The following is a 21450-nucleotide window of genomic DNA, read 5'->3' as shown; positions in this document are numbered from 1 at the left end:
CGGCGGTGACCCATGCCGCATGATGTGCGGCATGGGTCACATAACCAAGGATTCGTGGGTGCCGTCGGTCACCCTGCGCGTGGGCGCCGAGGGCGTGGGCGCCGTGGACCTGGCGGCCCTGCTGCTCGGCACGGACGGCCGGGTCCGGGGGGACGCGGACATGGTCTTCGACGGGCAGCCCGTCCACCCCTCCGGCGCGGTGCGGCACGAACGGGCTTCGCTGGTCCTCGCGTTGCACGAGGTGGAGGCGGCCGTCGAGCGGATCGTGATCGCCGGTGCGGCGGACGGCGGCGTCCTGGAGGCGGTCGCGCCGGACGGGGCGGCCGTCGCCTCGTACGCGGTGACGGGCACGGGGGACGCGACCGCCGTCGCCTTCGGGGAGTTCTTCCGGGAGTCGGGCGGCTGGAAGTTCACGGGGCTCGGGCGGGGGTACGGCTCCGGCCTCGCCGCCCTCGTCACCGAGTACGGGGTCGAGGTGGCGGAGGAGGAGCCGGAGCCGCGGCCGGCCGTGTCCGGGCCGGTCCCGCTGACCGGGGTCGTGAAGGTGCCGGGGCAGCCGCTGCCCGCCGCCGACGGCCCTCGGGAAGAGCCCGCGCCCTCGCCGTCCCCCGGCGGGCCGTTCCCGCCGGCCGACCGGCCGTACGAGCTGGTCGAGGGCTGGGAGTTCGGCCCCGTCTTCGAGCCCTTCACGGTCACGGGCGACGGCGACCAGGTGGTCACCGTGGACCGCCGCGTCCCGCCCGGTCCCGTCCTCGTCGAGACCGCGCACGCGGACAGGGGTTACTTCGCCGTCTTCCCGCTCGACAAGCGCAACAAGGACGGGGAGTACCTCTTCAGCACCACCCTCCCCGACTTCACGGGGAGTGCGGTCACCCCGGCTCCCGAGGGCCGCGCCCTGCGGCTGCGGGTGCGGGCGTACAACCGCTGGGCCCTGCGGGTGAAGCCCGTGGCCGCCGCCCGCCGGCTGGAGGGGACGCTGCACGGGTACGGCCCCGAGGCCCTGCTGTACACGGGCGGGGCGGCCGACCTCCAGCTGCACTTCAAGGGCAACGAGGACGGCGGCGGGTACGTCGGCATGTGGTGCCACGAGGTCGCCGGGCACACGGCCCTCACGCCCCGGCCCACCCTGCTGGTCAGCGACACCGATCCGCTGCTGCACACCGTTCCGCTGCCGCCGGGTCCGCTCCTGCTGCTCTTCAAGGCGGACGGACCGTGGACGCTGACGGTCAGGGACCTGGACTAGTCGAGGTAGCCGCGCAGCTGGTCGGCGTAGGCGTGGTCCCGCAGTTTGTTGAGGGTCTTGGACTCGATCTGGCGGATGCGTTCGCGCGTCACGCCGAAGATCCGGCCTATCTCCTCCAGGGTGCGGGGCCTGCCGTCGTCGAGGCCGTAGCGGAGCTGGACGACCTTGCGCTCGCGCTCGCCGAGGGTGGAGAGGACGTCCTCCAGGTGGCGGCGGAGCAGCAGGAAGGCGGCGGACTCGACGGGGGAGGCGGCGTCGCCGTCCTCGATGAGGTCGCCGAGGGCGACGTCCTCCTCCTCGCCGACGGGGGCGTGCAGGGAGACGGGCTCCTGGGCGAGGCGGAGGACCTCGCCGACCCGCTCGGGGGCCAGGTCCAGCTGGGCGGCGACCTCCTCGGCGGTGGGTTCGTAGCCGCGTTCCTGGAGCATGCGGCGCTGGACGCGGATGACGCGGTTGATGAGTTCGACGACGTGCACGGGGACGCGGATGGTCCGGGCCTGGTCGGCGAGGGCCCGGGACATGGCCTGGCGGATCCACCAGGTGGCGTACGTGGAGAACTTGTAGCCCCGCGCGTAGTCGAACTTCTCGACGGCCCTGATGAGGCCGAGGTTCCCCTCCTGGACGAGGTCGAGCATGGTGAGGCCGCGGCCCACGTACCGTTTGGCGACGGAGACGACGAGGCGGAGGTTGGCCTCGATGAGCTTGCGCTTGGCGATCCGGCCGAGGACGACGAGCCGGTCCAGGTCGATCGCCAGCCGGGAGTCCAGATCGGGGGTGTTGGCGAGCTTCTCCTCGGCGAAGAGCCCGGCCTCGACGCGGCGGGCGAGTTCGACCTCCTCCTCGGCGCTGAGCAGCGGGATGCGGCCGATCTCGCGCAGGTACTGGCGGAAGAGGTCGGAGGAGGGGCCGTTGCCGCCGGGGTCGCCGGTGCGGCGGCGCTGGACGGGGATCTCCGGCGGCTCGTCCGGCTCCTCGGGGGACGGCTCCTGCGACACGGTCCGGATCTCGGTCTGCACGGCGGGCGACCTCCAGGAGGGGCGGAACGACACCGTCACCCAGTGTGGGGTACGACACATCGCCGCCACGAGGGGCGTGCGGTGACTTTTTGAGACCGGGGCGTGACCGAACGTGTGTCAGAGGGCCGCGGCGCCGTTGTTCCGGAGGGACTGCCCGTACTGGGTGAGGACCCACAGCTCGTTCTGCACGGCGGCGAGCCGCTCGGGGTCGCCGTTCGCGCCGAGCCGGGCCAGGGTGCCCTGGACGTCGCGGATGCGGCGGTCGACGGCGCGGAGGCGGACGGTGACGAGCTGGTCGCCGGCGTAGGCCTCGTCGACGGTCTTGGCGAAGATCGTCTCGACGGCGAGTTCGGTGACGAGGGCGCGGACCGAGTCGTTGGGGGCGGCCTCGCGGACGGCGTCGAGGTAGTCGGAGGGGGCGCCGGTGGCGCCGCCCGCGTCCATGACGCACTGGCGGACGGCCGCGTAGGGCGGGGCGGTGAACTCGTCGACGCCGTAGGCGTCGAAGGCCGGGGAGACCAGTTCGGGCCGCTGGAGGGCGAGCTTGAGGAGCTCCCGCTCGGTGCGGTGGGCGGGGCTGCGCAGGTTGAGCGCGGGACCCGAGGGGGCGGCGGCCGGGGCGGGGGTGTCGTACGTCCGCTGGGGCTGCTGCTGCCGGCCGGGGCCGCGCTCGCCGCCCTGCCGCTGCCAGCGGGCGATCTGGGCGACCCGCCGGACCACGAACTGGGTGTCGAGGATGCCGAGCATGCCGGCGAGCTGGACGGCGACCTCGTGCTGGGAGGCGATGTTCTTGATCTTCGCGACGACGGGCGCGGCCTCGTCGAGGGCGGCGGCGCGTCCCGCCGGGGTCTCCAGGTCGTACCGCGTCACGATCTGGCGGAGGGCGAACTCGAAGAGCGGGGTGCGGGGCCGGACGAGCTCGGCGACGGCCTCGTCGCCCTTGGCGAGCCGGAGTTCGCAGGGGTCCATGCCGTCGGGGGCGATGGCGATGTACGTCTCGGCGGCGAACTTCTGGTCGTCCTCGAAGGCGCGCAGGGCGGCCTTCTGGCCGGCGGCGTCGCCGTCGAAGGTGAAGATGACGCGGGCCGAGCCGTTGTCCATGAGGAGCCGGCGGAGGATCTTGATGTGGTCGCCGCCGAAGGCGGTGCCGCAGGTGGCGATGGCGGTGGTGACGCCGGCGAGGTGGCAGGCCATGACGTCGGTGTAGCCCTCGACGACGACGGCCCGGCTGACCTTGGCGATGTCCTTCTTGGCCAGGTCGATGCCGTAGAGCACCTGGGACTTCTTGTAGATCGGCGTCTCGGGCGTGTTGAGGTACTTGGGGCCGTTGTCGTCGTCGCGGAGCTTGCGCGCGCCGAAGCCGACGATCTCGCCGCCGACGTCCTTGATCGGCCACATGAGGCGGCCGCGGAAGCGGTCGATGGGGCCGCGTCGGCCGTCCTGGGAGAGGCCGGAGAGGATCAGTTCCTTGTCGGAGAAGCCCTTGCCGCGCAGGAAGCGGGTGAGGTGGTCCCAGCCGGCCGGGGAGTAGCCGACGCCGAAGTGCTCGGCGGCGGCCTGGTCGAAGCCGCGCTCGGCGAGGAACTTCCGGCCGATCTCCGCCTCGGCGGAGCCGAGTTGGCCGGCGTAGTACTCGGCGGCGACCTTGTGGGCCTCGATCAGGCGGATGCGTTCGCCGCGCTGGTGGCCGGGGTTGTAGCCGCCTTCCTCGTACCGCAGGGTGATGCCCGCCTTCGCGGCGAGGCGCTCGACCGTCTCCGAGAAGGAGAGGTGGTCGATCTTCATCACGAAGGCGATGGTGTCGCCGCCTTCCTGACAGCCGAAGCAGTGGAAGAGTCCCTTGCTGGGGCTGACCTGGAAGGAGGGCGACTTCTCGTCGTGGAAGGGGCAGAGGCCCTTGAGGTTGCCGCCGCCCGCGTTGCGCAGCTGGAGGTATTCGGACACGACGGCGTCGATCGGGACCGCGTCCCGTACCGCCTTCACGTCGTCATCGTTGATCCTGCCTGCCACGCATGAATTCTACGGGTCACTCGCACCGATCAGACCAGGCTCTCCAGGGGCACGGAGGGGTCGGCGAGGGCCTCCGGGTCCACGGCCGTACGGGCCCGGATGAGGTCCTGGATCGGTCCTGTGACGTCCCACACATTCACGTTCATCCCGGCGAGGACCCGGCCCTCCTTGAGCCAGAAGGCGATGAACTCGCGCTTGCCGGTGTCGCCGCGGACCACGACCTGGTCGTACGTGCCGGGCGGCGCCCAGCCCGAGTACTCCATGCCCAGGTCGTACTGGTCGGAGAAGAAGTAGGGCACCCGGTCGTAGGAGACGCGCTGTCCGAGCATGGCGCGGGCGGCGGCCGGGCCGCCGTTGAGGGCGTTGGCCCAGTGCTCGACGCGGAGCCGGGTGTGCAGCAGCGGGTGGTGGGCGGCGGCCACGTCGCCGGCGGCGTAGATGTCGGGGTCGGAGGTGCGCAGGGACTCGTCGACGGCGATGCCGCCGCCGTCGGCCCGGTCGACGAGGGCGAGCCCCGAGTTCTCGGCGAGGGCGGTCCGGGGGGCGGCGCCGATCGCGGCGAGGACGGCGTGCGCCGGGTGCTCCTCGCCGTCGTCGGTGCGGACGGCGAGGACCATGCCGTCCTGGCCGACGATCTCGGTGAGCCGGGCGCCGAAGTGGAAGCGGACGCCGTGGTCGGCGTGGAGGTCGGCGAAGAGCTGCCCGAGCTCGGGGCCGAGGACCCGGTGCAGCGGGGTGGGGTCGGCCTCGACGACGGTGACCTCGGCGCCGTAGCCGCGGGCGGCGGCGGCGACCTCCAGGCCGATCCAGCCGCCGCCGGCGATCACCAGGTGGCCGTTGTCCCGGCCGAGGCCGGCGAGGACCTGGCGGAGCCGGTCGGCGTGGGCGAGGCGGCGCAGGTGGTGGACGCCGGCGAGCTCGGTGCCGGGGACGTCGAGGCGGCGCGGTTCGGCGCCGGTGGCGAGGAGCAGCTTGTCGTAGCGGATGACGGTGCCGTCGCCGAGGCGGACGGTGCGGGCCTCGCGGTCGACGGCGGTGACGGACTGGCCGAGGTGGAGCTCGACGTCGTTCGCCGCGTACCAGGCGGCCTCGTGGACGAAGACGCCGTCGCGCTCCTTGGCGCCGGTGAGGTAGCCCTTGGAGAGCGGTGGGCGCTCGTACGGGTGGTCGCGTTCGTCGCCGATGAGGATCACCCGGCCGTTGAATCCCTCGGCGCGCAGGGTCTCCGCCGCTTTGGCCCCTGCCAGGCCCCCGCCGACGATGACAAAGGTCTGATCTGCGTCGACCACGTCGTTTCCTCCTCGTTGCGACCGGTTCCAACCTACGCCCCCGGGCGTTCGTCCCGTCGTACCTCCCCGGGCCGTGCCTGCGAGGGTCCCGTACGGAGGAGGGCGACGGAAGAGGGCCTGACCGGCGGGGCACCTCCTAGCGGGGGCCGCGGAGGCGGGCGTGGAGGGCGCGGGCGGAGGCGTCGGTGAGGTTGGCGATCTGGTCGACGAGGACGCGCTTGCGGGCCCGGTCGTCACGGGCCGTGTCGAACGCGGCCCGGAACTGCGGTTCGAGGCCGTCGGGGGCGCGGGCGACGAGGGCCTCGGCGAGTTCGGCGACGACGATGCGCTGGTCGGCGCGGAGCGCCTCCTGCTGGGGGCGCTGCATCACGTACCGGTCGGCGACGGCCTTGAGGACCGCGCACTCGTTGCGGGTCTCGCGCGGGACGACGAGCTCGGCCCCGTAGCGGGTGAGGCGCCCGGAGCCGTGGGCCTGGCGGGTGGCGCCCTCGGCGGCGAGGCAGAAGCGGCCGATGAGCTGGCTGGTGGCGTCCTTGAGCCGGGCCTGGGCGACGGCCGAGCCGTCGTAGCCGTGCGGCCACCACTCCTGGTCGACGAGCCGGTCGAGGGCCTCGGCGAGCTCCTGCGGGTCGGTGTCCTCGGGCACGTAGCGGCCGATGGCGACCGCCCAGATGTCGGCGCGCTCGGGCTCGGCGAGGAGCATGTTCGGGTCGACGTGCCCGGCGTGCAGTCCGTCCTCGAAGTCGTGGACCGAGTAGGCCACGTCGTCGGACCAGTCCATGACCTGGGCCTCGAAGCACTTGCGGTGGGCGGGGGCGCCCTGCCTGATCCACTCGAAGACGGGCCGGTCGTCCTCGTACACGCCGAACTTCGGCGAGCCGGGGTCCTCGGGGTGGCCGCCGCGCGCCCACGGGTACTTGGTGGCGGCGTCGAGGGCGGCGCGGGTGAGGTTCAGCCCCACGCTGACGAGCTCCCCGTCGGCGTCCTTCACGAAGCGCTTCGGCTCGATGCGGGTGAGGAGCCGGAGCGACTGGGCGTTCCCCTCGAAGCCGCCGCAGTCCTTGGCGACGTCGTTGAGGGCCTGCTCGCCGTTGTGCCCGAAGGGCGGGTGACCCATGTCGTGGGAGAGGCAGGCGGCCTCGACGAGGTCGGGATCGCAGCCGAGGGCGGCGCCCAGCTCCCGGCCGACCTGGGCGCACTCCAGGGAGTGCGTGAGGCGGGTGCGGGGGCTGGCGTCCCAGGCGTGGCTCCGGGTGCCGGGGGTGACGACCTGCGTCTTGCCGGCGAGCCTGCGGAGCGCGGCGGAGTGCAGCACGCGGGCGCGGTCGCGCTGGAAGGCGGTGCGCCCGGGGCGCTTGTCGGGCTCCGCGGCCCAGCGTTCGGTCGCGGTCTCGTCGTATCCGGGGGTGTCGGTGATGTCTGCGCTGTCCTTGGTGTCCTCGATGCCTGCCATGCGTCGAAGGTAACCGGAGGGGCCGACAGAAGAGCTCAGACGGAGGCGAGTTGCCGTACGGGAAAGGCGGTGCGGGCGCGGTCGTAGCGGTGCAGGACCAGGCGGGCGAGGGCCGGGTGGGCCCCCAGCGGGTCCGACGCGATCCAGGGGGCGCCGGCGGCGGCGCGGGTCGCGAAGAGGCCGGGGGCGGTGAAGCAGGAGGCGACGGCGACCCGGTGCCGGCCCCGGGCGGCGAGCGCGCGGACGGCGGCGGGGACGGTGGGCGCGGCGGCGGAGGCGTACGCGGGGACGACGGGGACGCCGCCGAGGTGTTCGCCGAGGAGTGCGGCGATCCGGCGGGTCACGGCGCCGGACCGGGGGTCGCGGGAGCCCGCGGAGGCGAGGACGACGCCGGTGGAGTCCGTGTCGCCGGGGGTCCAGCCGGCCTCGGCGAGGCGGTCGGCGAGGGCCTCGACGAGGAGGGGGTGGGCGCCGAGGGGGTCGGCCACGCGGGCGCGGAGGGCGGGGTTGCCGGCCAGGGCGGCGGGCAGGTCGTGGGTGACGTGGTGGCCGGGGGCGAGGAGGAGGGGGACGAGGACGGCGTCCCGGCCGCCTGCGGCGGCGAGCCCGGCGAGGGTGTCGTCGAGGAGCGGGGCGTTCAGCTCGATGTGGGCGAGGCGCACGTCGAGCCCCGGGCGCAGCTCGCGGACCCGGTCGAGGAGACGGGCCAGGGCGGCCCGGGCCCGGGGGTCGCGGCTGCCGTGGCCCACGGCGACGAGGACGGGGGCGGGCGCGGGCGAAGTGGGCGCGGCCGGGGCGGGCGCGGGCGAAGTGGGGGCGGCCGGGGCGGGCGCCGGCGAAGTGGGCGCGGCCGGGGCGGGGGTGGCGCGGACCTGTCGGGCGAGGGCGGGAACGTTCATCGGTGGGCATACCTCCTCGTCGTGTTTCCGCTGTCGGCGGTCGTACGGACGCACCTGGGCCAGTTGGGTCCCGAGCTGTCCGGCGATCCTCACGAGCAGGCCTGCGGTGCTGGCGAGCGTGCTGTCCGGCTCCGTCATGCGCCGATCCTGGCGGGGGCGCGTTGCCCCGCCGTTTCCGGCGCGTGACGTGTCCTCGCCGCCCTCCTCACGCGCCCCGGGCCCCGCCTGCCAGGCCGTCCGCGTGACCGCCGGGCCGGTCGCCCGTCGGTGCCGATGTGGCACCCCGTGGGGAGGGCGCCGAGAATGGGAGGGCCGGACGGGGCGCACGAGGCAACCCGCCGATCCGGCAGGGACCCAGGTGATCACGCATGTGCCGATGGCTCGCGTACCGGGGGACTCCGGTGCTGCTCGACACCCTCCTGTACCGACCGGCCCACTCCCTGATCGACCAGAGCCTGCACTCCAAGCTCGGCGTGGAGACCACCAACGGCGACGGGTTCGGCGTCGGCTGGTACTCGGAGCACGGCGACACCCCGGCGCTGCTGAGGGACGTCGGACCCGCCTGGAACAACCGCAATCTGCGGGAGCTGGCGGACCACGTCCGGTCCCCGCTGTTCTTCGCCCACATCCGGGCGTCGACCGGGACGGCCGTGCAGCAGTCGAACTGTCACCCGTTCCGGCACGGCCGCTGGATGTTCATGCACAACGGCGCCATCGCCGGCTTCCACCTCATGCGCCGTGACCTCACCCTGCTCGTCGATCCCGAGCTCTACACCGGCATCGAGGGCACGACGGACTCCGAGGTGATGTTCTACCTGGCCCTCACCTACGGCCTGGACCGGGACCCGCCCGCCGCCGTGGCGCGCATGGCGGGCGTCGTGGAACGGGTGGGCCGCGAGCACGGGGTGGAGTTCCCCCTCCAGATGACGCTCGCCCTCACCGACGGCGAGCGCCTCTGGGCCTTCCGCTACTCCAGCGCGCACGCCTCCCGCTCGCTGTTCTACAGCAGTCAGGTGGAGGCCCTGCGCAGGCTGCATCCCGACATCGCCTTCCTGCGGGACGTCTCCGACGAGACCCGCCTGATCGTCTCCGAGCCCCTCGGCGACCTGCCCGGCGCGTGGAACGAGGTGCCGGAGAGCAGCTACGGCGTCGTCCAGCCCGGCACCGACGAACTCCACCGTTTCGCCCCCGTGGCGGCGTGACGGCGGGGCGTCCCCGGGCCGTGTCCGGAAGGTCCCGCCCGGGCCGCGACGCCTAGGCTCTGTCTTTCGGCTCATGCCGGGCCCGCGGGGCCCGGCATGAGCCGAAAGACAGGCCCTAGCCGGCCAGCCAGACGCGGAGGGGGGCGAGCTCCTCGAAGCCCGTGGCGAGGGCGGGCGCCAGGTCGTCGCCCGATTCGTAGCCGACGGCCGGGCGGTCGGCGGGGATCAGGCCCAGGGTGCCGGACCACACGTGCGCCGGGTCCGTGCCGTCCACGGCGAAGAGGTTCGAGATCCCCGTCACGCGGGTGCTCGTGCCGAGGACCGCTCCCCCGAGGATCCGGCCGTCCGGACCGTGGCCCGCGATCACGGTCACCGTCGGGTCGGCGAGGAGCTCCGGGCGGAAGAGCGCCGCCTCGTCCGTGTCGCCGCCGCTCCAGGCGAGGGCCCAGGCCGCGAGTTCCTCCGGGGTGCGGACCGGGCGCCAGTCGCCGGTGGCGGCGGGGGCCGGGAGTCCGGCGGGGCGGTGGATCCAGCTCGCCTCGAAGAGGAGGCGGAAGCCCTCGGCCGTCAGGTCGAGGCGGGCGTGGCTGTCCTTGACGGAGGCGCCCGGGGCGGTGCGGTCGATTCCGGTCAGGACGTCGCCGGCGGTGGCGTCCTCCGTCAGCGTCACCGCGTCCGGGTAGTAGAGCGGGGTGCGGACGGCGCTGGTCCAGGCGCGGGGGCCGAAGGTGCCGGTGAGGCCGTGGGCGCGGCACATGGCCTGGCACCAGTCGGCGTTGTCGCGGACCGCGGCCCCGAGGACGTCGTCGATGATCATGGACGGATCGTACGAGGGTGTCGCCCCTCCCCTCCCCTCTTTTTTCGTTCCGAATCACGGAATATCTTTTCCGTTATGAGAATGTCCCCGCCCGCGCTCCCCCGGCGCGCCGCAGCCGAGTTCATCGGCACCGCCGCCCTCGTCGCCGTCGTCGTCGGCTCCGGCATCCGCGCCGACTCCCTGAGCCAGGACGTCGGCGTCCGGCTGCTCGCCAACGCCGCCGCGTCCGCCCTCGGCCTCGGCCTGCTGATCGCCCTCATCGGCCCGCTCTCCGGCGCCCACTTCAACCCCGTCGTGACGCTCTCCGAGTGGTGGTCCCGGCGCCACGAGGGCAAGGGGCGCGAGGTCCTCGCCTACATCGCCGCCCAGCTCGCCGGGGCCGTCGCCGGCGCCCTGCTCGCCGAGGCGATGTTCGGACGGGCACCCGGCTCCTGGGCCACCGAGCCGCGCGCCGCGCTCCACCTCCTCCTCGGCGAGGCCGTCGCCACCGCCGGGCTCGTCCTCGTCGTCCAGGGCCTGCGCCACATCGACCGCCCCGCCCTCGCGCCCGTCGCGGTCGCCGGCTACATCGCCGCGGCGATCTGGTTCACCTCCTCCGGCTCCTTCGCCAATCCGGCGGCCACGCTGGGCCGGGCCTTCTCCGACTCCTTCACCGGCATCGCCCCCGCCTCCGTACCCGCCTTCGCCGCCGCGCAGCTGCTCGGCATGCTCCTCGGGATGGGCCTCGCCGGTGTGCTCTACGGAACAGAACGGGCGTCCGGCGAACCGAACGCCGCCGAAGCGCGTCGGACGGGGTGACAGACCGACACCGCTCCCCGCCCCACGGAGGTTTCCGCATGCCGGCACGGCTCACCCGGTTGATCCCCCGCACCACCCGGGCCCGCCGCCGCACCGTCCAGGCCGTGATGCTGGGCGCCGTCCTCGCGCTCGCCCCGGCCACCTGGATGCACACGGTCGCCGAGCCCCGGCTCCGCACCGTCGCCGACGTGCCCGCCCGGGACGTCGCCGTCGTCTTCGGCGCCGGCCTCTGGAAGGGGCGTCCGACCCCGTACCTCGCGCACCGCCTCGACACCGCCGCCGAGCTGTACCGGGCGGGCAGGGTACGGGTCCTCCTCGTCACCGGCGACAACAGCCGGACCTCGTACGACGAGCCGAGCGCCATGCGCACCTACCTCACCGCGCGCGGGGTGCCGGACGGACGGATCGTCAGCGACTACGCGGGCTTCGACACCTGGGACTCCTGCGTCCGCGCCCGGAAGGTCTTCGGCGTCGACCGGGCCGTCCTCGTCACCCAGGACTTCCACATCAAGCGGGCCGTCGCGCTGTGCGGCCGGGCGGGCGTCGACGCGTACGGGGTCGGGGTCGCCGAACCCCACGACCGCACCTGGTACTACGGCACCACCCGCGAGCTCTTCGCGGCGGGCAAGGCCGCCCTCGACGCCGGGCTCCGCCCCGACCCGCGCTTCCTGGGCCCGAAGGAGGAGGGCGTCGCCGAGGCCCTCGCCTCACCCGGCGCGGCCCGCCCCGCGGAGCGCATCGCACCGCGGCCGTAATACGCCGCGCCGCCCCGCGTAACACGCCGGACGCATGCTGGCCGCATGTCCGACGCCGCCGCCGTTCCCACCCACTGCCCCTACTGCGCCCTGCAGTGCGGCATGTCGCTGCGCCCCACCGGCGCGCCGGAGCTCCCCGCCGAGGTGGTCGAGCGGACCGACTTCCCCGTCAACCGGGGCGCGCTGTGCGGCAAGGGCCGCACCGCCCCCTCCGTGCTCTCCTCCCGGGTGCGGCTCACCGAGCCCCTGGTCCGGCGCCCTGACACGGGGGCCCTGGAGCCCGCGTCCTGGGAGGAGGCGCTCTCCGCCGTCGCCGAAGGCCTTCGCCGGACCCGCGCCGACCACGGTCCCGATGCCGTGGGGGTCTTCGGCGGCGGCGGCCTCACCAACGAGAAGGCGTACACGCTGGGCAAGTTCGCCCGGCTCGTCCTCGGCACCTCGCAGATCGACTACAACGGCCGCTTCTGCATGTCCTCGGCCGCCGCAGCGCACCAGCGGGCCTTCGGCCTCGACCGGGGGCTCCCCTTCCCCCTGGAGGACGTCCCGAGGACCGGCTGCGTCGTCCTCGTCGGCTCCAACCTCGCCGAGACCATGCCGCCCGCCCTGCGCTACCTCACGGAGCTGAAGGAGAACGGCGGGAAGCTGATCGTCGTCGACCCGCGCCGCACCCGCACCGCCGAGCAGGCCGATCTGCACCTCGCGCCGCGCCCCGGCACCGATCTCGCGCTCGCCCTCGGCCTGCTGCACCTGGTGGTGGCCGAGGGGCGGGTGGACGAGGCCTTCGTCGAGGAGCGCACCGCCGGCTGGGCGGAGGCCCGCGCCGGGGCCATGTCCCACTGGCCCGAGCAGGTCGAGCGGATCACCGGCGTGTCCGTGCCGCAGCTGCGGGAGGCCGTCGCGATGTTCTGCGACGCCGAGAACGCCATGGTGCTGACCGCGCGCGGCCCCGAGCAGCAGTCCAAGGGCACCGACACCGTCGGCGCCTGGATCAACCTCTGCCTCGCCACCGGCCGGGCCGGCCGGCCGCTGAGCGGCTACGGCTGCCTCACCGGCCAGGGCAACGGCCAGGGCGGCCGCGAGCACGGCCAGAAGGCCGACCAGCTGCCCGGCTACCGCAAGCTCGACGACCCGGCCGCCCGCGCGCACGTCGCCGGGGTGTGGGGGGTCGCGCCGGAGTCGCTGCCGGGACCCGGGCGGAGCGCGTACGAGCTGCTCGACGCGCTGGGCCGGGACGTCAGGGCCCTGCTGCTCATGGGCTCCAACCCGGTGGTGTCGGCGCCGCGCGCCGCGCACGTCGAGGGGCGGATCCGCTCGCTCGACTTCCTCGCGGTCGCGGACGTGGTGCTCTCCGAGACCGCCGAACTCGCGGACGTCGTCCTGCCCGTGACCCAGTGGGCGGAGGAGACCGGCACGATGACCAACCTGGAGGGCAGGGTGCTGCTGCGCCGCCGCGCCCTCACCCCGCCCGGGGGCGTCCGCAGCGACCTGGAGGTGCTGCACGGGCTGGCCGGGCTGCTCGGCTGGGAGAAGGGCTTCCCGACCGACCCGCAGGAGGTCTTCGAGGAGCTGCGCCGGGCCTCGGCCGGCGGGCCCGCCGACTACGCGGGCATCAGCTACCGGCGGATCGAGGAGGAGCGGGGCGTGTTCTGGCCGTGTCCGGACGAGGGCCACGCGGGCACCCCGCGCCTCTTCCTGGAGCGGTTCGCGACGGCGGACGGGCGGGCCCGGTTCGTGCCGGTGGTGCACCGGGCGGCGGCCGAGGAGACGGACGCCGACTACCCGGTCGTGCTGACCACCGGCCGGGTCGTGTCCCAGTACCAGTCGGGGGCGCAGACCCGGCGGGTCGAGGAGCTGAACGCGGCGGCGCCCGGCCCCTTCGTGGAGCTCCACCCCCGGCTCGCCGAGCGGCTCGGGGTCGCCGAGGGCGAGGCGCTGGCGGTGGTCTCGCGGCGCGGGCGGGCCGTCGCCCCGGCGCGGATCACGGCGGCGATCCGGCCGGACACCGTCTTCATGCCGTTCCACTGGTACGGGGAGGGGCGGGCCAACACGCTGGTGAACCCGGCGCTCGACCCGGTCTCGCGGATGCCCGAGTTCAAGGTGTGCGCGGTGCGCCTGGAGCGGGTCGCCGCCGCGGGGGCTACGGCCGGCTGAACCAGTCGCCGCTCTCGATGACCGGGCCGAGGGGCGCGTCCGGGGCCGCCAGGAACACCCAGGCGGACACCCGCGCCCCGTCCCGCACCCGTACGACGTCCCTCGCCACCCGCTCGTATCCGACGGGCAGCTCCAGGCGGTCGAGCAGGCCGAACAGTTCGCCGTACGCGCCGGGCGCGGGCGTCAGCAGCGTGCCGACCACCTGGCCCTCGTCCGCCGGGACGACGTACGGATAGCCGGGCCCGTCGTGCAGGACCGCCCCGTGCAGCACGGCGTCCGCCTCGGTGCCGATGCGGCCGGCGAGGAAGCGGTCGTGGTTGTACGCGCCCGGGCGCAGCGTCCCGTACACGAAGAACGGCCGCTCGTCGGGCGCCGGGGCCTCGATCGCCTCGGCCGCGTGGGTCTCCTGCTCGACCCAGTGGGCGTAGGCCTCGTTGACCCGGGTCACCCGGGTGGCGAGGATCTCCGGCGTCTCGTAGTCGTGGGCGGCGAGGAGGTGCGCCTCCAGGGCCTGGTAGCGGGCCTCGGTGGTCTTGAACACCACCTCCCACTCCTCGGAGGTCTCGATCGCGCCCCGCCAGTGGAAGACGGAGGTGACGGGCCCCGAGATCTGCGCGCAGGCGGCGAGCCGGGCCTCGACGGCGCCGCGCGCCAGGGCGTCGGCCTTGGCGCGCGCGTCGGTGGTGGTGCGGACGGTGACGATCACGTCTCCACCGTACGGGCGAACTGGGCGGCGTGCAGCCGGGCGTAGGCCCCGCCGGCGGCGAGGAGTTCCTCGTGGGTGCCCTGCTCGGCGATCGAGCCGCCCTCCATGACCAGGATCGTGTCGGCGTCCCGGATCGTGGAGAGCCGGTGGGCGACGACGAAGCTGGTGCGGCCCGCGCGCAGGGAGGTCATGGCCTGCTGGACGAGGAGCTCGGTGCGGGTGTCGACGGAGCTGGTGGCCTCGTCGAGGACGAGGATCACCGGATCGGAGAGGAAGGCGCGGGCGAGGGTGATCAGCTGCTTCTCGCCGGCGCTGAGGCCTTCGCCGTCCTCGTCGAGGACGGTGTCGTAGCCGGCGGGCAGGGTGCGGACGAAGCGGTCGGCGCGGGCGGCCTTCGCGGCGGCGACGATCCGCTCGCGGGAGACCTCCCCGGGCGCTCCGTAGGCGATGTTGTCGGCGATGGTGCCGCCGAAGAGCCAGGTGTCCTGGAGGACCATGCCGGTGGCGGAGCGCAGCTCCTCCCGGGTCATGGCGGCGGTGTCGACGCCGTCGAGGGTGATCCGCCCGGCCGTCACCTCGTGGAAGCGCATGAGCAGGTTGACCAGGGTCGTCTTGCCGGCGCCGGTGGGGCCGACGATGGCGACCGTCCGGCCGGGTTCGACGGTGAGCGACAGGTCCTCGATGAGCGGCTTGCCGTCCTCGTAGCGGAAGGCGACCTTCTCGAAGGAGACCCGGCCGCGGAGCTCGGCGGGCTTCTTCGGGCGGGCCGGCGCTGGGGACTCCTCCTCGGCGTCGAGGAGGTCGAAGACCCGCTCGGCGGAGGCCACTCCGGACTGGAGGAGGTTGGCCATGGCGGCGACCTGGGTGATGGGGCCGTTGAAGTCGTAGGAGTACTGGATGAAGGCCTGCACGTCGCCGACGGACAGGGTGCCGCTCGCCACCCGCAGGCCGCCGACCACGGCGATGGCGACGTAGTTCAGATTGCCGACGAAGGTCAGCGCGGGCTGGATGAAGCCGGAGACGAACTGGGCGCGGAAGCTCGCCCGGTAGAGCTCCTCGCCGAGCTCGTCGAAGCGGCGCACGGCCTCGGCGCGGCGGCCGAAGGCGACGACCTCGGTGTGGCCGGTGATCATCTCCTCGACGTGGCTGCCGAGCCGGCCGGTGACGGCCCACTGCTTCACGAACTGGGGCTGGGCGCGCTTGCCGACGAAGGCGGCGACGGCGACCGAGACGGGCACGGTGGCGAGGGCGACGAGGGCGAGCACCGGGGAGATCCAGAACATCATCAGGAGGACGCCGGTCAGGGTGAGCAGGGCGCGCGTCATCTGGCTGAAGGCCTGCTGGAGGGTCTGGGTGATGTTGTCGATGTCGTTCGTGGTGCGGGAGAGGACCTCGCCGCGCGGCTGCCCGTCGAGGTAGGAGAGGGGCAGCCTGGCCAGTTTGTGCTGGGCCCGCTCGCGGAGCCGGTGCCCGGCCCGCTGGACGACGGTGGTGGCGATCCGCAGCTGGACCCAGGTGAGGGCGGACGAGCCGGTGACGACGGCGACGGAGAGGGCGAGGATCCGGCCGACGGCAGCGAAGTCGACGCCGGCGGGGCCGGTGGCTCCGGTGACGACGAGGTCGGTGGCGCGGCCGAGGAGGAGGGGGCCGAGGACGGAGAGGGAGACGCCGGCGGCGCCGGCGGCGAGGACGGCGAGCAGCCGGCCCCGGTCGGGGGCGAGGGTGCGCAGCAGGCGGAGGCCGGAGGAGCGGAAGGAGAGGGAGCGTTCGAGGGAGGGGGTGGGGAGGCCGGGGCCGCGCTGGGGCGGGGGGCCGGTGCGGACGGGGGCCTTGGTGGGGCTGGGGGCGCGGGTCGCGGTCGCCGTGCTCATGCGGCTTCCTCCTCGGTGAGCTGGGAGAGGACGATCTCCCGGTAGGTGGGGTTGTCCCGCATGAGGGACGTGTGGGTGCCGGTGCCGACGGTCCGGCCCCGGTCGAGGACGACGATCCGGTCGGCGTGCCGGATGGTGGAGACGCGCTGGGCGACGATGACGACGGTGGCGTCGGCGGTCTCCTCGCGCAGGGCGGTGCGGAGCCGGGCGTCGGTGCGGGGGTCGAGGGCGGAGAAGGAGTCGTCGAAGAGGTAGAGGCGGGGGCGGGCGACGAGCACGCGGGCGATGGCGAGGCGCTGGCGCTGTCCGCCGGAGAAGTTGGCGCCGCCCTGGGAGACGGGGGCGTCGAGGCCGTGCTCCAGTTCGCGTACGAAGTCGGCGGCCTGGGCGACCTCCAGGGCGTGCCAGAGTTCCTCGTCGGTGGCGTCGGGCTTGCCGTAGCGGAGGTTGGTGGCCACCGTGCCGGAGAAGAGGTAGGGCTTCTGGGGGACGAGTCCGACGGTCTTCGCCATCAGGGCGGGGTCGAGCCTCCGGACGTCGACGCCGTCGACGAGGACCTCGCCGCCGGTGGCATCGAAGAGCCGGGGCACCAACCCGAGCAGCGTCGACTTGCCGCTGCCCGTCGAACCGATGATCGCGGTGGTCTCACCGGGCCGGGCCACCAGCTTCACGTCGTGGAGGACGGACTCCTCCGCGCCCGGGTAGCGGAAGCCGACGCCGTCGAGGTCGAGGCGGCCGGGGCCGGTCGGGGTCCGGACGGGATGGGCGGGCGGGGTGACGGAGGGGCGGGTGTCGAGGACCTCGCGGACCCGCTCGGCCCCGGCTTCGGCACGGGGCATGTGCATGAGGAGGAAGAGGACCATCATCACGGACATGGAGGTCTGGAGGAGGTAGCCGAGGAAGGCGACGAGGCCGCCCGGCTGGAGGGCTCCGGCGTCGATGCGGTGGGCGCCGACGTAGACCAGGGCGACGGTCGTCAGCTGCCAGACGATCAGGACCGTGGGGAACATGAGGGCCTGGAGCCGGCCGGCCCGGAGGCCGACGGTGAGGAGTTCGTCGTTGGCCGCGGCGAAGCGCTCCCGCTCGTGCCGGTCGCGGACGAAGGCGCGGACGACTCGGACGCCGGTGATCTGCTCGCGCAGCACGCGGCTCGCGCGGTCGACGCGCTCCTGCATGCCGCGGAAGAGGGGCCGCATGCGCAGGACGACGGTGCCGACGGCGCCGGTCATCACGGGGACGAAGAGGAGCAGGACGAGCGCGAGCGGGACGTCCTGGCGCAGGGCCATGACGAGTCCGCCGGCGCAGAGGAGGGGGGCGGCGACCAGCATGGTGAGGACGAGGACGGTGAACGTCTGGATCTGCTGGACGTCGTTGGTGGTCCGGGTGACGAGGGAGGCGGCGCCGAAGCGGCCGCGCTCCCGGGCGGAGAAGTCCTGGACGCGGCGGAAGACCTCGGAGCGCAGGTCGCGGGCGACGCCCATGGCGATCCTGGCGCCGGTGTAGGTGGCGGCGGCGGCCGCGACGGCCTGGAGGAGGGTGACGGCGATCATGCCGGCGCCGCCGCCGAGGACGCGGCCGGTGTCGCCGCGCAGGACGCCCTCGTCGATGACGCCGGCGTTGAGGGTGGGCAGGGCGAGGGAGGCGAGGGTCTGGAGGAGCTGGAGGGCGACGAGGAGGACGAGGAGGGGCCCGTACGGCCGGAGGCGGGGGGCGAGCAGTCGGAACAGCATGCGGACGATCGTGATACCTCAAGTTTGCTTGAGGTCAAGAGGCGCGTCCTCGGACCCCGTCGGGCTCAAGTGCCGTGCGGGCGCCGTACGGTGAGGGCATGACGACGCCTCCCCCGCACACCGAGATCGACGGAACCCCCGCGACCGATCCGGGGCTCCTCGCCGCCCTCCTGACCGGGTACGGCCACTTCACGGCGATGCAGGTGCGGGACGGGCGCGTGAAGGGCCTGGACCTGCACCTCGACCGCCTCGACCGCTCGACCCGCGAGCTCTTCGGCCGGGAGCTGGAGGGCGGGCGGGTGCGCGAGCTCGTCGCCGGGGCCCTCGCGAACGCCGGGCGGCGGGACGCCTCGGTCCGGGTGTACGTGTATCCCGGCGTCCGCACCGTCGTGACCGTCGCCGAGCCCGCCCCGGACGGCCCCGGCGCCCCGCAGCGCCTGACCACCGTCGACTACTGGCGGCCCGCGCCGCACATCAAGCACCTGGGCGGCTTCGGCCAGCGCTTCCACGGCGACGCGGCCCGCCGGGCCGGCTACGACGAGGCCCTGCTGACCTCTCCGTACGGCGAGATCGCCGAGGGCGCGGTCACCAACATCGCCTTCTGGGACGGCACTTCGCTGGTCTGGCCGTCGGCGCCCTGCCTCACCGGCATCACCATGAGCCTCCTGGAGCGGCGCCTGGAGTCGGTCCGGCGGCCGGTCACGCTGGCCGGCCTCCCGGACTACCGGGCCGCGTTCGTGACCAACTCCCGGACGATCGCCCCCGTGACGGCGATCGACGAGCTGGCGTTCGCGGTGGACGAGGAGCTGATGGGGCGGGTGTTCGCCGCGTACGACTCCGTGGAGTGGGACGGCCTCTAGACCGAGCGGTACGGGGGAGGATCGACGAGACGGTCACGAGGTACGTCGTCTCGCCGCGCGGGGGTCGCCGGGCCCACCCCGCCCTCACGAGGGACGCCGACGTCGTCGGCCGCCACACGGCCGAGGAGGTCCTGGCCGGGATCACCGGGCCGGAGCCCGTCGAGCCGGACCGACCGGGATCGGGTGGGCCGGGGGTCCGGCCCCGCGGGACCCGTCGGTGGCCCCGAGGTCCGCGCGAGGCGCTCACCCGTTCGGCACGGACCGTCAGCCGACGGCCTGCGAACCGCCCTGACCTGCGAAAACGTCCGAAATCCAGGCGACACGCCGTCTCGGACGGAGCAATCCTGATGCCTCATCAGGAGGCGGCGCGCGCGACATGCCCCTTATCTCGGTCTCAGAAGGTCCGGCTCCGGGACGTCCCTCCCGGCAGGACCAGCCGGCATGACCGCTCGCGCGCCCCGGAGGACCCCCATGCGCACCACTGCCCGCCTGCTCACCGGTACCGCGCTGACGGTCGCCGCGATAGGGGCCTTCGCCGCCCCCGCGGCGTACGCGAACGACGACAGCTGGAACTCGACCGGCGAGAGCTGGAACTCGGCCGACGAGAACTGGAACCAGGGCGGCGGCGGCCACGGGTCGCTGGAGCTCTCCCCGTCGTCCGCGTCCCCGGGCGAGACCGTCACCGTGAACACGCTCGCCTGCGGCAAGCACGGGCACGGCGTGGGCGACGCGAACTCGCTCGGCGCGGGCGAGTTCCAGCTGAAGCCGAGCACGCACAAGGAAGTCGTGGTCGGACGGTTCACGGTGCCGGAGCACGTCAAGGCCGGTTCCTACGGGATCAGCGTGGCCTGCGACAACGGCAAGACCGCCAAGGGCGACCTGTGGGTCAAGCACCGGAGCCCCAGCGGCCACGTCCAGACCGGTGTCGGGGGCAGCGTCGGCCCCGACACCGCCCAGGTCACGGCGGGCGCGGCGGTGCTGGCCGCGGCTGCCGTCGGCGGTGTCTGGCTCCTGCGGCGCCGGGCGAGCGGCGCGCAGGGCCACTGAGACCACCGCCTGTCCTGCCCCCGCCGCGCGCCCGCACACGGCCCGGCGGGGGCAGGGCCACACCCCACGAAGCGCGACCGAGGGAACCCAGGTGAGCAACAGAAGCAAGGGCTGGGGCATAGCCGCGGCCGCCTGCGTCGGGATCTGGCTCGTCCACAACGGCTCGGAGAACGTCACCCCGCCCGTGCCGTCGGCCGCGCAGGCCTTCGCCGCGGGGCCCAGCGTGCACACCGACGCCGCCGCCGACCCGCTGCCGCCCTCGGTGCCGGTCCGGCTCCGGATCCCCGAGACCGACGTGGACGCCCCGATGACCCGGCTCGGCCTCACGGCGGACGGCGCGCTCGACGTGCCGCCGGCCGCGGACCGGAACCTGGCCGGCTGGTACGCGGACGGCACCGCGCCCGGCGCCAGGGGCACCGCGATCGTCGCGGGCCACGTCGACAACGCCGACGGGCCCGCCGTCTTCTACACCCTGGGCGCGCTCAGGAAGGGTCACCGGATCGAGGTGGTCCGGGAGGACGGGCGGACCGCCGTCTTCACGGTCGACGCGATCGAGGTGTACGACAACGAGCACTTCCCGGACCGCAAGGTGTACGCCGAGGCCGACCGGGCCGAGATCCGGGTGATCACCTGCGGCGGCGGCTTCTCGAAGAAGAACGGCTACCAGGGGAACGTGGTCGCCTTCGGCCACCTCATCGGGGTGAAGTAGCCCCGCTCCCGTCCCCGGCCCCGCTCCCGTCCCCGGCCCCGCTCCCGTCCCCGGTCCCGGTCCCGCTCCCGGTTCCGGCCCCGCTCCCGGTCAGGCCCACTGGTCGAAGGCCAGCTTCGCGACCAGCGAGAGGACCACGACGAGCAGCACGCCGCGGACGAACTCGGCGCCCTTGCTCAGCGCCATCCGGGCGCCGAGCGTCCCGCCGACGAGGTTGAAGACGGCCATGACGGCCGCGAGCTGCCAGTACACGGTGCCCTGATGGGCGAACATGGCGAGCGCGCCCGCGTTGGTGCAGACGTTGACGATCTTCGCGGTGGCGGAGGCGGTCACCAGGTCCAGGTGGAGCACGGCGGTCAGCGAGAGGACCAGGAAGGTGCCGGTGCCCGGCCCGAACAGACCGTCGTAGAACCCGATCCCGCCGCCGACGACCACGATCGCGGTCACGATCCGCGCCCGGGTCAGCGGCGCCCGCTCCTCCCCCTCGGGCTTCGCGCCGAAGGAGGGCCGCAGCATCACGAAGGCCGCGACGCCGAGCAGCACCACCATGATCACCGGGCGCAGGACCTCGCTGCTGATCCCGGCCGCGAAGAAGGCCCCGGCCATGGAGCCGGCGAGGGCCGCGAGCCCGATCCGCACCGCCGTCCACACTCTCACGGGCGCCTTGCGGAGATAGGTGACGGCGGCTCCCGTGGTGCCGACGATCGAGACGGCCTTGTTGGTGCCGAGGACGTGCGCGGCCGGGACGTGCGGAAGGCCGAGCAGCAGGGCGGGCAGCTGGAGCAGCCCGCCGCCGCCCACCACGGCGTCGATCCAGCCCGCCACGAGCGCGGCGAGACAGAGCAGGACAAGGGTGGTCAGCGAGATGTCGGGCATGAGCGTGAGCCTAGGGAG

18 protein-coding genes are annotated in these 21450 nt (G+C 74.1%); 8 read left to right on the top strand and 10 right to left on the bottom strand.

All coding sequences use genetic code 11. From position 1 onward, the window contains the following. Nucleotides 1-31 precede the first annotated feature (31 nt). Nucleotides 32-1243 carry a TerD family protein gene (locus ACFYUZ_RS01355; protein WP_389305231.1) on the top strand — a complete coding sequence of 404 codons (1212 nt, stop codon included), beginning with the start codon at nucleotides 32-34 and terminating at the stop codon, nucleotides 1241-1243. Here the strand turns inward: ACFYUZ_RS01355 and ACFYUZ_RS01350 are convergent. The 5 genes from ACFYUZ_RS01350 to ACFYUZ_RS01330 all read right to left on the bottom strand — a co-directional run bounded on the left by ACFYUZ_RS01350 (nucleotide 1240) and on the right by ACFYUZ_RS01330 (nucleotide 8048). Beyond that, the gene (locus tag ACFYUZ_RS01350; protein ID WP_389305229.1) at nucleotides 1240-2259 is read right to left on the bottom strand and encodes an RNA polymerase sigma factor; all 1020 of its coding nucleotides are present in this window, start codon (nucleotides 2257-2259) and stop codon (nucleotides 1240-1242) included. The genes ACFYUZ_RS01355 and ACFYUZ_RS01350 overlap by 4 nt on opposite strands. 117 nt (nucleotides 2260-2376) lie before the next feature. Continuing rightward, nucleotides 2377-4269 carry a DNA primase gene (gene dnaG / locus ACFYUZ_RS01345; RefSeq protein WP_389305227.1) on the bottom strand — a complete coding sequence of 631 codons (1893 nt, stop codon included), beginning with the start codon at nucleotides 4267-4269 and terminating at the stop codon, nucleotides 2377-2379. 29 nt (nucleotides 4270-4298) lie between these two features. Beyond that, a complete protein-coding gene (locus ACFYUZ_RS01340) occupies nucleotides 4299-5558 on the bottom strand; it encodes an NAD(P)/FAD-dependent oxidoreductase (RefSeq protein ID WP_389305225.1) in 1260 nt (419 codons plus the stop codon). 136 nt (nucleotides 5559-5694) lie between these two features. Beyond that, a complete protein-coding gene (locus ACFYUZ_RS01335; RefSeq protein ID WP_389305223.1) occupies nucleotides 5695-7011 on the bottom strand; it encodes a deoxyguanosinetriphosphate triphosphohydrolase in 1317 nt (438 codons plus the stop codon). A 35-nt stretch (nucleotides 7012-7046) separates the two neighbouring features. Then, nucleotides 7047-8048: a sirohydrochlorin chelatase gene (locus ACFYUZ_RS01330; protein WP_389305221.1), complete on the bottom strand. Its 1002-nt coding sequence runs from the start codon at nucleotides 8046-8048 to the stop codon at nucleotides 7047-7049. A gap of 230 nt (nucleotides 8049-8278) precedes the next feature. Here ACFYUZ_RS01330 and ACFYUZ_RS01325 point away from each other — a divergent pair, with 230 nt between their 5' ends. Next, complete coding sequence (locus ACFYUZ_RS01325) at nucleotides 8279-9112, top strand: class II glutamine amidotransferase (RefSeq protein ID WP_389305219.1); 834 nt, start codon at nucleotides 8279-8281, stop codon at nucleotides 9110-9112. A gap of 115 nt (nucleotides 9113-9227) precedes the next feature. Here ACFYUZ_RS01325 and ACFYUZ_RS01320 read toward each other — a convergent pair whose 3' ends face one another. Beyond that, entirely contained in the window at nucleotides 9228-9929 is a 702-nt protein-coding gene (locus ACFYUZ_RS01320; RefSeq protein ID WP_389305217.1) for a hypothetical protein, read from the bottom strand. A gap of 75 nt (nucleotides 9930-10004) precedes the next feature. Between ACFYUZ_RS01320 and ACFYUZ_RS01315 the strand changes: the two genes are divergently transcribed. The 3 genes from ACFYUZ_RS01315 to ACFYUZ_RS01305 are packed head-to-tail and all read left to right on the top strand — an operon-like array spanning nucleotide 10005 to nucleotide 13633. Beyond that, nucleotides 10005-10727: an aquaporin gene (locus ACFYUZ_RS01315; protein ID WP_389305216.1), complete on the top strand. Its 723-nt coding sequence runs from the start codon at nucleotides 10005-10007 to the stop codon at nucleotides 10725-10727. Between the two features lie 38 nt (nucleotides 10728-10765). Then, nucleotides 10766-11482 (top strand): vancomycin high temperature exclusion protein, encoded by a 717-nt coding sequence (locus tag ACFYUZ_RS01310; protein ID WP_389305215.1) that lies wholly within the window; start codon nucleotides 10766-10768, stop codon nucleotides 11480-11482. Between the two features lie 45 nt (nucleotides 11483-11527). Continuing rightward, nucleotides 11528-13633, top strand: coding sequence for a molybdopterin oxidoreductase family protein (locus tag ACFYUZ_RS01305; protein ID WP_389305213.1), 2106 nt, complete (start codon nucleotides 11528-11530; stop codon nucleotides 13631-13633). Here the strand turns inward: ACFYUZ_RS01305 and cutA are convergent. The 3 genes from cutA to ACFYUZ_RS01290 are packed head-to-tail and all read right to left on the bottom strand — an operon-like array spanning nucleotide 13620 to nucleotide 17940. Further along, nucleotides 13620-14339 carry a divalent cation tolerance protein CutA gene (cutA, locus tag ACFYUZ_RS01300; protein WP_389305212.1) on the bottom strand — a complete coding sequence of 240 codons (720 nt, stop codon included), beginning with the start codon at nucleotides 14337-14339 and terminating at the stop codon, nucleotides 13620-13622. The genes ACFYUZ_RS01305 and cutA overlap by 14 nt on opposite strands. After that, nucleotides 14336-16210, bottom strand: a complete 1875-nt coding sequence (locus ACFYUZ_RS01295) for an ABC transporter ATP-binding protein (protein ID WP_389305210.1) — start codon at nucleotides 16208-16210, stop codon at nucleotides 14336-14338. Before ACFYUZ_RS01295 ends, cutA begins: the two co-directional genes overlap by 4 nt. Continuing rightward, a complete protein-coding gene (locus tag ACFYUZ_RS01290; protein WP_389305209.1) occupies nucleotides 16207-17940 on the bottom strand; it encodes an ABC transporter ATP-binding protein in 1734 nt (577 codons plus the stop codon). The genes ACFYUZ_RS01295 and ACFYUZ_RS01290 overlap by 4 nt, the downstream gene beginning before the upstream one ends. Before the next feature lie 98 nt (nucleotides 17941-18038). Here ACFYUZ_RS01290 and ACFYUZ_RS01285 point away from each other — a divergent pair, with 98 nt between their 5' ends. The 3 genes from ACFYUZ_RS01285 to ACFYUZ_RS01275 all read left to right on the top strand — a co-directional run bounded on the left by ACFYUZ_RS01285 (nucleotide 18039) and on the right by ACFYUZ_RS01275 (nucleotide 20556). Beyond that, nucleotides 18039-18800 carry an aminotransferase class IV gene (locus ACFYUZ_RS01285; protein WP_389305207.1) on the top strand — a complete coding sequence of 254 codons (762 nt, stop codon included), beginning with the start codon at nucleotides 18039-18041 and terminating at the stop codon, nucleotides 18798-18800. A gap of 471 nt (nucleotides 18801-19271) precedes the next feature. Then, nucleotides 19272-19847 (top strand): hypothetical protein, encoded by a 576-nt coding sequence (locus ACFYUZ_RS01280; protein ID WP_389305206.1) that lies wholly within the window; start codon nucleotides 19272-19274, stop codon nucleotides 19845-19847. Between the two features lie 91 nt (nucleotides 19848-19938). Further along, entirely contained in the window at nucleotides 19939-20556 is a 618-nt protein-coding gene (locus tag ACFYUZ_RS01275; protein ID WP_389305204.1) for a class F sortase, read from the top strand. A 90-nt stretch (nucleotides 20557-20646) separates the two neighbouring features. Here ACFYUZ_RS01275 and ACFYUZ_RS01270 read toward each other — a convergent pair whose 3' ends face one another. Continuing rightward, nucleotides 20647-21432 carry a sulfite exporter TauE/SafE family protein gene (locus ACFYUZ_RS01270; RefSeq protein ID WP_389305202.1) on the bottom strand — a complete coding sequence of 262 codons (786 nt, stop codon included), beginning with the start codon at nucleotides 21430-21432 and terminating at the stop codon, nucleotides 20647-20649. Between the last annotated feature and the right edge of the window lie 18 nt (nucleotides 21433-21450).

It is taken from the genome of Streptomyces sp. NPDC004266 (assembly GCF_042874095.1).
GTDB lineage: Bacteria > Actinomycetota > Actinomycetes > Streptomycetales > Streptomycetaceae > Streptomyces.
This window is presented reverse-complemented; position numbering and strand designations above follow the sequence as displayed.

What these genes read in the sequence shown, in the direction of transcription:
- ACFYUZ_RS01315 (WP_389305216.1), top strand. Translation starts at nt 10,005, where the DNA reads ATGAGAATGTCCCCGCCCGCGCTCCCCCGGCGCGCCGCAGCCGAGTTC.
- ACFYUZ_RS01320 (WP_389305217.1), bottom strand. Translation starts at nt 9,929, where the DNA reads ATGATCATCGACGACGTCCTCGGGGCCGCGGTCCGCGACAACGCCGAC.
- ACFYUZ_RS01285 (WP_389305207.1), top strand. Translation starts at nt 18,039, where the DNA reads ATGACGACGCCTCCCCCGCACACCGAGATCGACGGAACCCCCGCGACC.
- ACFYUZ_RS01305 (WP_389305213.1), top strand. Translation starts at nt 11,528, where the DNA reads ATGTCCGACGCCGCCGCCGTTCCCACCCACTGCCCCTACTGCGCCCTG.
- ACFYUZ_RS01330 (WP_389305221.1), bottom strand. Translation starts at nt 8,048, where the DNA reads ATGACGGAGCCGGACAGCACGCTCGCCAGCACCGCAGGCCTGCTCGTG.
- ACFYUZ_RS01310 (WP_389305215.1), top strand. Translation starts at nt 10,766, where the DNA reads ATGCCGGCACGGCTCACCCGGTTGATCCCCCGCACCACCCGGGCCCGC.
- ACFYUZ_RS01280 (WP_389305206.1), top strand. Translation starts at nt 19,272, where the DNA reads ATGCGCACCACTGCCCGCCTGCTCACCGGTACCGCGCTGACGGTCGCC.
- ACFYUZ_RS01335 (WP_389305223.1), bottom strand. Translation starts at nt 7,011, where the DNA reads ATGGCAGGCATCGAGGACACCAAGGACAGCGCAGACATCACCGACACC.
- ACFYUZ_RS01270 (WP_389305202.1), bottom strand. Translation starts at nt 21,432, where the DNA reads ATGCCCGACATCTCGCTGACCACCCTTGTCCTGCTCTGTCTCGCCGCG.
- ACFYUZ_RS01290 (WP_389305209.1), bottom strand. Translation starts at nt 17,940, where the DNA reads ATGCTGTTCCGACTGCTCGCCCCCCGCCTCCGGCCGTACGGGCCCCTC.
- ACFYUZ_RS01325 (WP_389305219.1), top strand. Translation starts at nt 8,279, where the DNA reads ATGTGCCGATGGCTCGCGTACCGGGGGACTCCGGTGCTGCTCGACACC.
- ACFYUZ_RS01295 (WP_389305210.1), bottom strand. Translation starts at nt 16,210, where the DNA reads ATGAGCACGGCGACCGCGACCCGCGCCCCCAGCCCCACCAAGGCCCCC.
- ACFYUZ_RS01355 (WP_389305231.1), top strand. Translation starts at nt 32, where the DNA reads ATGGGTCACATAACCAAGGATTCGTGGGTGCCGTCGGTCACCCTGCGC.